The 14,109-nt window shown below is 64.3% G+C and carries 8 protein-coding genes; all 8 read left to right on the top strand.

All coding sequences use genetic code 11. From position 1 onward, the window contains the following. Nucleotides 1-217 precede the first annotated feature (217 nt). The 8 genes from ACIPO9_RS11420 (at nt 218) to ACIPO9_RS11455 (ending at nt 14,064) form a co-directional block, all read left to right on the top strand. The gene (locus ACIPO9_RS11420) at nt 218-874 is read left to right on the top strand and encodes a lytic transglycosylase domain-containing protein (protein ID WP_274130886.1); all 657 of its coding nucleotides are present in this window, start codon (nt 218-220) and stop codon (nt 872-874) included. Between the two features lie 341 nt (nt 875-1,215). Beyond that, a complete protein-coding gene (gene mnxG / locus ACIPO9_RS11425) occupies nt 1,216-7,056 on the top strand; it encodes a manganese-oxidizing multicopper oxidase MnxG (protein WP_400780939.1) in 5,841 nt (1,946 codons plus the stop codon). 181 nt (nt 7,057-7,237) lie between these two features. After that, nucleotides 7,238-9,196, top strand: coding sequence for a cytochrome D1 domain-containing protein (locus tag ACIPO9_RS11430; RefSeq protein ID WP_400607764.1), 1,959 nt, complete (start codon nt 7,238-7,240; stop codon nt 9,194-9,196). Continuing rightward, a complete protein-coding gene (locus ACIPO9_RS11435; protein ID WP_274130692.1) occupies nt 9,193-9,840 on the top strand; it encodes an SCO family protein in 648 nt (215 codons plus the stop codon). Before ACIPO9_RS11430 ends, ACIPO9_RS11435 begins: the two co-directional genes overlap by 4 nt. Nucleotides 9,841-10,094: 254 nt before the next feature. Continuing rightward, on the top strand, nt 10,095-10,736 hold the full coding sequence (locus ACIPO9_RS11440; protein WP_400780940.1) for an SCO family protein: 642 nt from the start codon (nt 10,095-10,097) through the stop codon (nt 10,734-10,736). 10 nt (nt 10,737-10,746) lie between these two features. Continuing rightward, nucleotides 10,747-12,306, top strand: a complete 1,560-nt coding sequence (locus ACIPO9_RS11445; protein ID WP_400780942.1) for an ABC transporter substrate-binding protein — start codon at nt 10,747-10,749, stop codon at nt 12,304-12,306. Nucleotides 12,307-12,320: 14 nt separating this feature from the next. Then, nucleotides 12,321-13,292, top strand: a complete 972-nt coding sequence (locus ACIPO9_RS11450; protein ID WP_274130695.1) for a peptidylprolyl isomerase — start codon at nt 12,321-12,323, stop codon at nt 13,290-13,292. A 229-nt stretch (nt 13,293-13,521) separates the two neighbouring features. Continuing rightward, complete coding sequence (locus ACIPO9_RS11455) at nt 13,522-14,064, top strand: response regulator (protein ID WP_274130888.1); 543 nt, start codon at nt 13,522-13,524, stop codon at nt 14,062-14,064. Nucleotides 14,065-14,109 lie beyond the last annotated feature (45 nt).

The following is a 14,109-nucleotide window of genomic DNA, read 5'->3' on the forward strand; positions in this document are numbered from 1 at the left end:
TGTCTGTGAGGGTCATGCAATTGCCGTGCGCGCTGACAGCCCCGGCCTTGAGCTTTTTTCGCGGGCCTGCTGGACCGGGCATTTGCCGGGTGATGGCAGTTCGGCACAGCCTTTGCGTTCAGCCCTGCCGTGGCACCGCGAGTGGGGAATAACCCCCAGTTTTAGCGAACGTGCCCCGGGAGGCACGATGGATCTTGAGCGTAGGTTCAGAGGCGTGATGCTGACGATGTGCACGCCGTTGTTGATAGCGCCGTTGTTGGTAGTGGCACCCGCCCAGGCCGACGTGTACATCTCCAAGAGCCCCAATGGCGGGTTCATCATTTCCAACGTCAAACGTCCCGGCCGTGACGTGCAGCGGGTCTTTCACGAGCCTGTGTATGCCGGCCAGGGCATCCAGGCGCCGATTGCCAATGACGTGGCCGCCGCCGACGGCAGCGATGAAAAGAGCATGACGGCCAGCCAGCGGCCCTATGCCCAGGAGGTTTCCCAGGCGGCGGCCAGCAACGATTTGCCTGAGGCGTTGCTCCACGCGGTGATTCGCATGGAGTCCGGCTACAACCCCTCGGCAGTCTCGGTGAAGGGCGCTGCCGGGCTGATGCAGTTGATGCCGGACACGGCGCGGGAGATGGGCGTGACCAACGTCTGGGACCCGGGCTCGAACATCCAGGGCGGCGCCAAATACCTCAAGCAGCTGATGGTGATGTTCGGCAACGACGTGTCCCTGGCCGTGGCGGCCTACAACGCAGGCCCTGCGGCGGTGAGCAAACGCGGCAACGTCATCCCGCCGTTCGCCGAAACCCAGCGCTACGTGCCCAGTGTATTGCGTGATTACCACCGGTTGCTGGGCGATGCCGGCACGGCGCTGGCGAATTGAACCGGGATGCATACGCGGTCCATGCAGCACCAGATCCTGTGGGAGCGGGCTCGCCCGCGAAGAGGTCGGTACATCCGGTACATGTGTTTCGACGGGAATGCAGCCTTCGCGGGCAAGCCCGCTCCCACAGGATCGGGCGGCCATGAGGGAAGAATCAAAGGCGCTGGGGGTTGCCCCCACTTCCGGGGAATGGGTCTGTTGAACCCTGGTCATTCCCCAGAAATTGAACGAAATACGCAGTCAAGTGCTTGATTTCATTGGCTCGCAGTTGTGGCACGGTCGTTGCTCAGAGCTCTCCAAGTGCAGTTTTGTACCCGATCCGTTACGGAGGACCCGTCACGATGAACCGGCTCAACTCATCCCGCTTGCTCAACTTCATCCTGTCTGCCGGCGCGCTGTTTGCCGTCGAGGACACCGTCGAGGCAGCCGTGCGCTGCGAGCGCAATCTGGTGGCCAATGTCGTGGCCCTGGATCAGCCCCTGATGTACAACCGCCTCGGTGCGCAGAATGCCAACGGCATGATCTACGCCCTGCGCGGCGACGTGGTGGACGAGAACAACGTGCTGCTGACCCAGGGTGGCGTCGCGGTGCCGGGCAAGGTGACGTTGCGGCCGGACAAGCGTCCGCGGCCGATGGTATTGCGCGTAGCGGCGGGAGATTGCCTGACCATCACCCTGCAAAACCTGCTGGCCCCCCAGGCCAACCCCAACAGCGATGGCTTCGACCCCGAAGAGCCGGAAGGGGCCGAGGGTGAGGATGAGAACGAAGCGCTCCATGCGGGCAGCGGGATGCCGGCCGAATTCGTGGTCAACGACCAGGTGTCCGAGCGTTTCGTGGGCTTCTCGGTCAACGGCATGCAGGCGGTCAACAGCATCGCCGACATGTCTTCCAACGTCGGGCGCAACGGCAACTTCCTGGTCGCGTCGGGCGGCACCCGTTCCTACACCCTGTATGCCGAGCGCGAAGGGGCGTTCAACGCCAATAGCCAGGCAGCGACCTTCGGCGGCGAAGGCACCTCCGGCAACATGGCCAACGGGCTGTTTGCCCAGGTCGTGGTGCTGCCCAAGGGCGCGCGGTCCTATCGCAACGTGCTCAATGAGGAAGAGATGCGCCTGGCGAGCGTCGGCCGCGCACCCACCGGCCAGCCCATCGTCGATTACGAGGCGCGCTACCCGCAGCGCCAGCCGTGGATCACCGAGGGCAAGGCAGGCAAGCCGATCATCAACATGATCAACGGCAACGAGATCGTCAACAGCGAAACCGATGCCATGGTGATGGGCCCGAACACCGACGGCAGCTTCCCGCCCTCGACCTATCCGCTGGAAAGCATCGGCAAACGCAACCCGGCCTATCCCAACCGGCTGGAGCCGTTCCGCGATTTCGCCGCCGTGTTCAACGACGAATCGGCGGTCACCCAGGCCTTCCCCGGTTACTTCGCCGACCCGGTCTTTGGCCACATGCTGGAGCCGACCCGCGACGCCTTCATGATCAACTACGGCTCGGGCGGTATCGGTGCCGAAGTGATCGCCAACCGGCTGGGCGTGGGGCCGATGCACGACTGCCTGTCCTGCGCCTATGAAGAGTTCTTCCTCAGCTCCCACACCGTGGGCGATATCGGCATGCTGGTGGACGTGCCGGCCAACGTCGGTCTGGAGCAGATCCTGCCGGGCCAGGTGCCGCCCAGGGACGCCACCGGAATCAAGGCCAGCATGGCGCTGTATCCATCGGAGCCCTCCAACGTCAACCACAGCTACATCGGTGACCTGGTCAAGATCCGCAACACCCATAACGGCAAGGAACAGCACATCTTCCATCTGCATGGACACCAGTGGCTGTTCAACCCCAATGACGACAACTCCGACTACATGGACGCCCAGGGCATCGGGCCGGGTGTCGGCTATACCTATGAAATCGCCAACGGCGGTTCGGGCAACCGCAACCGGGTGTCGGGCGATGCCATCTATCACTGCCACTTCTATCCGCACTTCGCCCAGGGCATGTGGACCATGTGGCGGGTGCATGACGTATTCGAGGAAGGGACCCGGCTTGAGGTGTCTCAGGCCAGCAACGACGGGTTCCACACCACTCCGTTTGCCTTGCGCAGCGGTAAACCGGCGGCGGGTGCCCGCGCTTTGCCGGACGGTGAAATCGTTGCGGGCACACCAATTCCGGCCATCGTGCCGCTGCCGGGCAAGGCCATGGCGCCGATGCCTGGCAAGGTTGCCGTGGTGCCCAAGCTGGGCGAGCTGGTGGCAGCCAATGATGACGACGATGACGATGACGACGCCGGGCATGAGGGCGGGCAGAAAGTCATAGGCTCGGTGGTGCTGGTGGACCGCAGCGAAGGCAACCGCAACGCGGACGGTTCGCTGAAGAACCCCGGCTATCCGTTCTGGATCGGTGGTATGGAGAGCACCGTCGGCCAGCGTCCGCCGACGCCGCCTCTGGACATGCTCGATGCGGCCAAGGCCACGGCCTTGCGCAACAGCGGCAATGCGCTGTGGGCCAATCTCGACCCGCTGCAATCCGGTGGCTGGGACGGCGGTCTGCCGCGCCATGCGCTGGACGGCGTCGCAGCAGGCGGCGAGGCCGAGGTGGTGACCACGTCCACCGACCTGTCCAAGATCGTGCATAAGGCCAAGGCCGTATTCATGCCGGAGGAGGGCACCGACGTCGAACAGGCGGCCATGCGCTTCCATGCCAAGGCCGATCACCCAAGCTTCGCGCTGCTTCCTGGCAGGCAGTTCGTGGCCAAGGCCTTCCGCACCAACGGCGCGTTGCCGGTGGCCGGTGCGCCATTCTATGAGCCGTGCATGGACGACCAGGGCAAGCGCCTCACTACCATGGCCGGCGCGGGGATGTTCAACAGCGGCGAGACGCTGAACAGCATGTCGTTCACCGGCTCCTCGCAGTACACCGCCGACAAGCCACGGGTCTACAAGGCCGCCAACCTGCAGTTCGATGCGGTCTATAACAAGGTCGGCTATCACTTCCCCCAGGCGCGCATCCTGGCGCTGTGGGAAGACGTGTGGCCGGTGGTCAACAAGCAGCGCCCGCCAGAGCCGCTGGTCATGCGCATGAACACCTTTGACTGCGTGATGTATCAGCAGACCAACCTGATTCCCAACGTCTACGAGCTGGACGACTACCAGGTGCGCACGCCGACCGACGTCATCGGCCAGCACATCCACCTGCCAAAATGGGACCTGACCGCTGCCGACGGTTCGGCCAACGGCTGGAACTACGAAGACGGCCTGCTTTCGCCCGCCACGGTGGTGGAGCGCATTCACGCCATTCGCCTGTTCAACCAGTGCTCGGAGGCCGACCCTCGCGACGGCACTCAGGCGTGTCCGAAAGCCAAGTCCCACCCGTACTTCGGCCAGTTCGGCCGCGCCGACTGGATGGGCGCGCGCACGGCCATGCAGCGCTGGTTCGCCGACCCGGTCATCAACACCCGTGGCGTGGACCGTGGCCTGGGCACCATCTTTACCCACGATCACCTGGGCCCATCGACCCACCAGCAGTTGGGCCTGTACGCCACCGTGCTGGCTGAGCCGGCCGGTTCCACCTGGTTCCACTCCGAAACCGGCGAGCAGCTGTACAGCGGCGCACGGCAGGACGGCGGCCCGACTTCATGGCAGGCGGTCATCAACACCGGTGACCTGGACGGCGACGGCAAGAACGACAGCTACCGTGAGTTCTTCATGGAGTACAGCGACTTCGTGCATGCCTACGAGGCAGGCGTCTATGTCGGCGCCGGGCCCAACGGCGTGCCGAACGGCCGCGCCTATCCGGCCAGTGCCAACAGCTTCCGCTACGCCATCAATCCGCCGGGGCGCAAGGCGGCGTCGAACCTGCTCGATTCGGTGCTCGAAGCCGGCAGTGGCGAGCTGGAAGGCTGCCCGCTGCGGCCTTGTCCGCAAGCGATCTCGGTGGATGACCCGGGCATCTTCGTCGTCAACTACCGCCATGAGCCGGTCGGCCTTCGCGTCTATGACCCGAACCGCACCGCGCCCGACGGCAAGCCGGGAATGCAGGCCGCAGGGCTTGCGGGCGACCTGGCCTATGCGCTGCAAACCCGTACCGACCGTGCCATCCCGGCGCTGAACCTGGCACCGAGCGCGATCACCTCGGCCACCGGGCCCACCGGCGGCGTGACCCAGTTCCCGCCGCACATCAACCGTGGCGGCGACATGCCGGGCGACCCCTTCACCCCGATGCTGCGTACCTACACCGGCGACAACGTGCGTCTGCGCCTGCATGCCGGCGGCCATGAGGAAGAACACAACGTGACCCTGCACGGCGTGAAGTGGCTGCAATCGGGCACCGGCTTCGGCAACAGCTCCAACTCGGGGTGGAAGTCCTCGCAGATGGTGGGCATCTCCGAGCAGATGGGCTTCAACGCGCCGATCACCACCCTCTCCAGTGCGGCCAGTGACACCGGCGACTACCTGTACTCAATGGACGCGTCGCTTGAAGGCTACTGGAACGGTATCTGGGGGATCATGCGCAACTATGGCTCGCAACGGAATGATCTGTTCGCGCTGCCCAACAACCCCAAACCGGTGATTGCGCGCAACACCGTGGCCTTCGACGGCATCTGTCCGCGCTACACCGCCAATATCAATGGCGTGGGCACGCGGCCAACGGTGCAGCGCAACTTCGAGGTGGTGGTGGCCCTGGCCAACGACATTCTCGGCAACCCGCTTAACCTGACCATCGGTGATGCTACAGGGCAGGGCCAGCACGTGGGTGCGCCGCTCAATCCGGCGGGCGGCACGCTGGTGTACAACAAGCGTGCGGTGACCATTCCTCAGGCCACCGTGGTGGACGAGGAAACCGGCCTGACCCTGACCCTGGGCGGGCAATCCGGGCCGCTGCATGACCCGACCGCAATCCTGTACGTGCGCAAGGCGGATCTTGATCCGATCACAGGCAAACTCAAGGCCGGGGTGCCGATCGAGCCACTGATGCTGCGCGCCGCGTCCGGCGACTGCATCAACGTGACCCTGGAAAACCGCCTGCCTGCGGCCATGCCTGACCTGCCGAACTACGCCGTGATGGCCGGCACCGTCAAGCGCGACCGCAACGGTGCCCAGGGCTCGACCACCTTCAACAACAACCTGATCCGGCCATCCAGCCACGTGGGCATGCACACTCAGTTGCTGGCCTATGACATCAGCAAATCCGACGGCTGGAACGTGGGCCTGAACCCGGTGCAGACCGTTGCCCCGCGTGCCGGTAGCTCAGGCGCCTGGCCGACCCGTGCCTATCAGTACTACGCGGGCCACCTGGAGCGTGAAGGCAAGCCGGTCTCGCAACTGGGCCGGGCGGTGGACAACATCAACACCACGCCCATCGAGTTCGGCGGCTTCAACCTGACCTCGGCGGACATGATCAAGCAGCCGCAGAAAGGCCTGGCCGGTGCCATGACCGTCATGCCGCTGGGCGCGACCTGGACCGAAGACAGCAGGTCGCGGGCCAACGCCACGGTCACCGTGACCGGGCAGACCGCCTATCGGGACTTCATGCTGGTGATGCAGAAGTCGCTGAACATGCGCTGGGCCAACGGACGTCCCGTGGAGAACCTGGCCGCCGAAGGCAATGGCGTGCCGGCCGACCCGCAGGACAACTCCGGCATGGCCATGAACTACCGCTCAGAGCCTTTGTGGTATCGCTTCGGCAAGGCGCCGGACGCACCGTTCGGGCACGCCGACGGCCAGGGCTTTGCCGATGTGCCCAACGCGCACATGGCCTACAGCAACGCCCTGGTGGGTGGCGATCCGCAGACGCCGGTGCTATATGCCAAACCGGGGCAACCGTTCCGTACCCACCTGACCGTGCCGGGTGGTGGCAGCCGCGGAACCACCTTCCAGCTCGACGGGCACGTCTGGCCGATGCACCCGTTCCAGCCCGAGAAATCCGATGCCGGTGGCTACCCCATGGGGCCGTCGGGTGTGGGTTCGGTGCGCTTCGCCTACAACCCGATGTCGATGTACATCGGCGCCCAGGAAAGCCTGCTGCCAGCGGCGCATTTCAGCCTGATGTTCCCCAGTGCCGGGGGCGCCAACGCCGTACCGGGTGACTACCTGTTCCGCGACTACGCCGGCTTCGGCAACGTCTCGGGACTGTGGGGCATCCTGCGTGTGACCAATGATCCAGAACCTGCCGCAGCGCCCTAGGCGCGATGGCTGAACGAAGCGACCGGATGTAGCGGCAGGCCCAACAACAAGAATCAGGGCCTGCCCGACACAACTCATCGGAACCTGCGCGATGGCGCACCGTTCCTCAAGGGGGTGCAGCGTGAACGGATGGATCAGAGGGGCTTTTGCAGGAGGCGCGCTGGCGGTGACGCTGTCGTTGATGGGGCATTCGGGTGACACCCCCAAGAGTGCCGACGTGACGGCCAGTACCGGTGATACACCGCCCAGCATGCCCGTGGTCGCCAACCAGCGGGAAGTGAGCAGAAACGGGGTGACCGTCAAGTTCGAAGCGCGACCGCTGAACAACGGTCCGCTGACCGAAGGCATGTTCGCCGACGTGCGCTTCAGCGTGACCGACACCGCCACCGGCCAGCCACTGCCAGGCATCGCCCCCGGCGCCTGGCTGGACCCCAGCGTTGCCAGCGACGCGGGCGCCAATCATGACCAGCAATGCAAGTCGCGGGTGGGCCTGTACCTGAAAAGCACCATCGGCGCCCGGCCACTGCTGGACCTCAACAGCTACTTCCTGATGGTGCTGAACAAGGACGCCAGCGCCACGGTGATCGACCCGACGGTGTCGGTGGGCGGCATCACCAGCACCATGAGCCGCATTGCCCTGAAACAACCGGGCATGGACTGGACCTCGACCAACGACGACAAACGGGTGTTCGTGTCGATGCCAGGCGCCGATGAAGTGGCGATCATCGACGCCGAGAAATTCCAGGTACTGCTCAGCATTCCTGCCGGCACCCATCCGCTGCGCGTGGCCCTGCAGCCGGACGAACGCTATCTGTGGGTCGGCAACAACGCACCGAGCGAAGCGGCCAGCGGCGTGACGGTGATCGACACCCAGACGATGAAAGTCGTGAGCTTCCTGCAGACCGGCCTGGGGCATCACGAGATCGCCTTCAGCAAGGATTCACGCTACGCCTTCGTCAGCAGCCGCGACGCAGGCACCGTCAGTGTGATCGACATCGCCAGCCTGAGCCTTGCGAAAACCCTGAAAACCGGTACGCACCCGCTCTCCGTGGCCTATTCGCCGTTGTCGGATGCGGTCTATGTGGCCGACGGGCAACAAGGCACGGTCACCGTGATCGATGCCAACAGCCTGGAAGTGCGCAAGGTGATCACGGCGCAGCAGGGGCTGGGCCCGATGGATTTCAGTGGCGACGGGCGCTACGGCTTCGTGCTCAACACCTTCAACAACCACGCCGTGGTGATCGACGCGGCCAGCGACACCGTCATCCATAACCTGGAAGTCTCGCCCGAGCCGTTCCAACTGACCCTGACCCAGAAATACGCCTACATCCGCGGCCTGGCCTCGCCACGGGTAACCATGATCAACCTCGCAAGCCTGGGCAAGGACCGCCAGCCGATCCTGCAGTCTTTCGAAGCCGGCCCTTCGGCGCCCAGGCTTGCCGGGGATCTGCCGCTGGCCACGGGCCTGACCCAGGCGCGGGACAACGACGCGGTGTTCGTGGTCAACCCGGTGGACAACACCACCTATTTCTACGCCGAAGGCATGAACGCGCCGATGTCCGGCTATCTCAACCGGGGTAATGCCGCCCGCGCCGTGCGGGTCATCGACCGCAGCCTGCGCGAGGTCGAGCCTGGGGTCTACAGCTCGCGGGTGCGCCTGCCCAGCGCCGGGAATTTCGACGTGGCGTTCATGCTCAACCAGCCGCAGCTGATCCACTGCTTCACCGCCCAAGTGGAAGTCAATCCGGCATTGGAAAAACGCCTGGCCGTGCCTCGAGTGGCGTTCCTGCTGGAGCGGCGCTTCGAGCCCGTCGGGCAACTGGTGCCGATCCGCATTCGCCTGGTTCATGGCCGTGGCGACCAACCCATGACCGGTGCCAAGGACGTCTACCTGCGCTACTTCCTGGCCCCAAGCTCACGGCCTCGGGAGGTGCTTGCCACCGAGATCGGCGACGGTATCTACGAGGCCAAGGCTGACCTCTCCGAAACTGGCGCCTATTACCTGCACGTGCGCTCCGAGTCGCTGGGCATCAAGGCCAGCGAGCAGTCCTACGCCAGTCTGCGGGTGATGCCGGTGGATCAGTCGCCGGTGCACCTGAATAACCAAAGCCCATCTGTTTCCGACAGGATGACGCCATGAAAACACTGTTGAGTTTTTCGCTGTTGGCCTTGTTGATCGCTCCATGCTCCTCCCAGGTGTACGCCCATGGCGGCGCCGACCATGCGCAGCAGCACAAGCAGGTCACCCAGGAAAACGCGGTCGTGCGCTTTGCCGATGTGTCGCTGACCAACCAGAACGGTGAGCCGGTGAACCTCAAGCGCGATCTGGTCAGCGACAAGATCGTGGTGATGGGCTTTGTCTACACCACGTGCACCACGGTGTGCCCGGTGGTGTCGTCGATCATGGCCAAGGTGCAGAAGCAACTGGGTGCCAAGGTAGGCAATGAAGTGCAGATCGTGTCGATTACCGTCGATCCGCTGCGCGACACCCCGGCGCGCCTGCTCAGTTACGCCAACCGCTTCCAGAACGGCCCCGGCTGGGCCTGGCTGACCGGCACCCCGCAGGCGGTCAACGAAACCCTCAAGGGCCTGGGCACCTGGACTGCGGACCCTGCCAACCATCCGCCGCTGATCATGGTCGGCGATGGCCGCAGCAGCCACTGGACCCGCTATTACGGCTTTGCCGACCCGGCGCTGCTGGTCGAGCGGGTCGAACAATTGCGCGCCGACCGCGTGTCCAAGCCCGTGCGCCACGGGACCTATGTGATGGGGGATCAGCCATGACCCGCTCCCACCCACACCGCCACCCCCGTAGGAGCGCGCTTGCCCGCGAAGGCGTCGTGTCAGACACCGATGGGTTGAATGTTGCGCCGCCATCGCGAGCAAGCTCACTCCTACAGGTTCTTTGCGCCCGTGCCGCAATGCCTCAACCACACCACCAACCCTGTAGGAGTGAGCTTGCTCGCGACGGCGTCGTGTCAGATACCGATGGGTTGAATGTTGCACCGTCTTCGCGAGCAAGCTCGCTCCCACAGGGAATGGGGTGTTTTCAGAATTGGCGGTGGGGCTGGGCATTGGTCTTGTCTGTGGCGATGCCGCTGGCCTGGGCCCACGATGGCCATGTGGAGCCGACGCTGGCCAAGGCTACACCGGTGCAGGTCGCGCCGCCGTCCAGCGGCACCCATGACGCGCTGACCTATTTCACCGACACGCCGCTACAGGATCAGGATGGCAACACCGTGCGTTTCTACAGCGACGAACTCAAGGACAGGCTGGTCCTGCTCAACGTGGTGTTCACTCACTGCGACGAGGCCTGCCCATTGATCACGCGCAAGCTCAAGGACGTGCGCCAGGCCATGGGCGAGCCGCTGGCGAGCAAGGTGTATTTCATCACCCTGACCAGCGACCCGAAACGTGACACGCCCCAGGTGCTCAAGGCCTTCGCGGCCAAACACGGGGTGGACGGCCCCAACTGGCGATTCCTGACCGGCACCCAGGAGCAGATGGACCTGGTGCTCGGCAGGCTGGGGCACATCATTCCAACCCCCGAGCAGCATTCGACTCAGTTGATCGTTGGCGATGTGGCGACCAAACGCTGGGCGAAGATCCGCCCTGATGCACCGGTCGATGCCATCGCGCAACGCTTGCAGTTTCTGAACCTGCCCGTGGCCGGGCGTTGAGGAGCAGACCATGAAGACCTCGCTGGCGCTGTTCAGCCTGCTGTGGTGCCTGACCGGAACAGCCCATGCCCTGGAGCTGAGCCCGTCCGAGGCCGCAGGAAAGCGCCTGTACCGCGAGGGTGTGTCGGCGAGCGGGGCAGAAGTGTCGGCGCGGATCGGCCTGTCGGGCACCCCGATCCCGGCAGCCACCGTGCCCTGCGCCGGTTGCCATGGCAGCGACGGGCGCGGGCGACCGGAAGGCGGTGTACGTCCGCCGGACATCACCTGGCGCAGGCTCAGTGCACCCTATGCGCAGCAGGTCAGGGCAGGGCGCAGCCGACCGCCGTACAGCGAAAGCGGCTTCTCCCACGCAATCATCGAAGGCATCGATCCCGCAGGCCAGGGCCTGGACCCGGCCATGCCGCGCTTCGTCATGTCCAGCCAGGATCAATCCAATCTGCTGGCCTATCTCAAACGCCTGGAAGACGACGCAGACCCCGGCGTGCAACCCAAGGCCCTGCGCCTGGGCACCTTGCTGCCGTCCGAAGGGGCGCTGGCGCCGCTGGGCGACACCGTGGCGGCGGTGTTGATCGGCGCGCTCACCGCGATCAACGACGCAGGCGGCATACACGGCCGCCGGCTGGAACTGGAAATCGTCGACCCAGGCCCCGATGCCGCCAGCGCCGAACTCGCCCTCAAGCGCCTGAGCGGCGAAAAAGGCGTGTTCGCCCTGATCTCACCGCTGGCTCCGGCGCTGGACAGCCGCCTGGCCGGGTTGCTGGAACAGGCCCATCTACCGCTGGTGGGCTCGGTGTCCTTGCTGGGACTGCAACAGGACAGTCCGATGATTTTCGAGCCGCTGCCGGGCATGAGCGGGCAGTTGCAGGCGCTGGCCGACTACGCCGCCAGCCATCTGAACCTGGCCCGCCAGAAAGTCATGGTGGTCTACGAAGACAGCCCTCTGGAGCGCACCCAGGCCGAAGGGCTCAAGCAGCACCTCAATGAACAGGGCTGGAGCGACGTCAATCTGCGGGTCTACGTGGCGGGTGGCGGGCTGGCGGGGGACGTGACGAGCGATCCTGCCCAGGGCGTGTTCTTCCTCGGCCGCCCCGATGATCTGCGCGCCATGGCCGAAGCGTTGCAGGAAGCCGGGCAGGCGCCGTACCTGTTCGCGACCTCCGCGCAAGCGCCGGGGGATGTCTGGAACTTGCCCGGGGTGTTTTCCCGTCGGCTGTTCCTGGCGTACCCGTTCGTGCCCAGTGACTGGACCGCCGAAGGCAAGGCCGCGCTGGCTTCGGTGCGCGAGCGCAGTGGCCTCAAGGGCCAGTACGCGGTGTTGCAGGTGGACGCCTGGTGCTCAGTGCTGCTGGTGGCCGAGGCATTGCGACAGATCGGTCGCAATCCCGCCCGCGAGCCGCTGATCAAGGCGCTGGAGGGGTTGCACGATGTGAAGACCGGATTGACTCCACTGTTGGGGTTCGGGCCGGGGCAACGGTTGGGCATGTCGGGTGCCCACGTGGTGACCGTTGATTTGCAGCAGCAGCGATTCGAACTGATAAGCCCCTATGTCAGGGTCAACGCTGCCAATTGAAGTGAGATTTCGCCATGAAGCTCAAGCTGTTGTTAATGATGTTGGCGTTGGTGTTACCCAGTCTGCTGCTGACGGTGGGACGCACCGAGGCCGTGGCAGACCCCACATTTGGGGAAATGGCCGTGGCGCGGGTCAACGGCGTGGAGATCGGACAGATGCAGCTTGAGCATTACTTCGTCGATTACTTGCAGGCCCAGGGGCGCATGGTCGGTTCGATCCGCAACCCGATCGCCTACAACCGCCTGCGCAGTGCGGCGCTGGACGACCTGATCGACAAGGAACTGCTGTGGCAGGAAGCCAGCAAGCGCGGCATTCACGTTGACGACCAGAGCGTTCAGGACAACTACACGGCCCTGCGCAATGAATTCACCTCCGATGAAATCTTCAATCGGCGCCTGGAAGACGCAGGCTTCAACAGCGTCACCTTCAAGGAATACCTGCGCCGCGAACTGACCAGCCAGCGCATGCTCGCCGATCTGAGCCAGATGGCCGCGGTGCCCCAGGCCGATGTGCAGGCCTTCTATCGCCAGGCGTCGCCGCGCATCCATGCCCGGCACATCCTGCTGCTGGTCGAACCCAACGCCGATGTCGAAAAGGCCGAGGACGTCCATCGCCAGGCGCTGCAACTGCGGGCGCGGATTCTCAAGGGTGAGGACTTCGCCCAACTGGCCCGGCAGTACTCCCAGGACACCCGGGCAGCCGACGACGGAGATCTGGGCTATTTTTCTCGTGAAAGCATGGTGGCGGAATTTGCAGACGCAGCGTTCGGTCTCAAGACAGGAGCGGTCAGCGAGCCGGTGCGCACCATTTATGGCTGGCATTTGATAAAAGTTGAGAACACAGTCGAAGATAGCGTGATCAGCGATACTCAGGGCCTGGCCATGGCGCGCCATGCCCTGGAGCAGCAACGGCAGGGCGAGGCGACCCGGTCGGCGCTGCAACGGCTGCGAGCGGCGAGCAAGATAGAACGGGTGGCAGAGCGATGACCCGGGTTTTCCCCGAAAGTGGGGGCAAATCCGGTAAGCGCTGGTTGATGCCCCCGGTAGTGGGGTTGCGGTTGTGCCTGTGCGCTTTGTTTTTTGTCGATGAAAATCAATGGCATGGGCGATTCCATTTTGCAGAGGAGGGTCTGGCATGAACAGTGCTCTTGTACCACTACAAGGCGGCATTCCCCAGACCGGGCCACAGGACCTGTCCCGAATTCAGGAGTCCACCTTGTTAAACAAAGTGATGGTTGTAGAGGACGAACAGATCCTGGCGCAGAACCTCCAGTCGTATCTGGAGGCCAAGAGCCTGGATGTACGGGTCGCGAACGATGGCGCTGGTGCCATCGACCTTGCAGAAGGTTTCGGGCCGGACGTGGTTGTCCTCGATTTTCGCTTACCCGATATGGAAGGGTTTCAGGTACTCGATGCGGTACGCAAACAGAAGGACTGCTTTTTCATTCTGATCACGGGACATCCGACCAGCGAAGTCTGCGGTCGAGCCACCGATCTGGGTGTCAGCCACATTCTGTTCAAGCCGTTTCCGCTGGCGGAACTCGCCCGAGCTGTCTGTGACTTGTTGGGTACTGAGCGACGGTCGGCGAACAAGGCGCCTCAGGCGGCCGGGTTCATCGAGCGGCGGCACAGCCCGGCAGAGACTTTCCCGTTGCAGTTGTACGACGGTACCTGGGTTCACTCGGATCGTCGTGGCAACAGACAGACCCCGTCGCCTGACAGCGACAAGGCGGTCGTTGACGGGGAGGGCAAACTCTAGCCGGGTCCGGGGGACATAGATCCTCCGGGAACGGCAAACCGGCCA

Origin of the sequence: Pseudomonas sp. NPDC090203, from assembly GCF_044746765.1 — a bacterium.
GTDB lineage: Bacteria > Pseudomonadota > Gammaproteobacteria > Pseudomonadales > Pseudomonadaceae > Aquipseudomonas > Aquipseudomonas putida_AD.

Coding starts and splice junctions, on each gene's coding strand:
- ACIPO9_RS11420 (WP_274130886.1), top strand. CDS start 218: ATGCTGACGATGTGCACGCCGTTGTTGATAGCGCCGTTGTTGGTAGTG.
- mnxG (WP_400780939.1), top strand. CDS start 1,216: ATGAACCGGCTCAACTCATCCCGCTTGCTCAACTTCATCCTGTCTGCC.
- ACIPO9_RS11430 (WP_400607764.1), top strand. CDS start 7,238: ATGGGGCATTCGGGTGACACCCCCAAGAGTGCCGACGTGACGGCCAGT.
- ACIPO9_RS11435 (WP_274130692.1), top strand. CDS start 9,193: ATGAAAACACTGTTGAGTTTTTCGCTGTTGGCCTTGTTGATCGCTCCA.
- ACIPO9_RS11440 (WP_400780940.1), top strand. CDS start 10,095: ATGGGGTGTTTTCAGAATTGGCGGTGGGGCTGGGCATTGGTCTTGTCT.
- ACIPO9_RS11445 (WP_400780942.1), top strand. CDS start 10,747: ATGAAGACCTCGCTGGCGCTGTTCAGCCTGCTGTGGTGCCTGACCGGA.
- ACIPO9_RS11450 (WP_274130695.1), top strand. CDS start 12,321: ATGAAGCTCAAGCTGTTGTTAATGATGTTGGCGTTGGTGTTACCCAGT.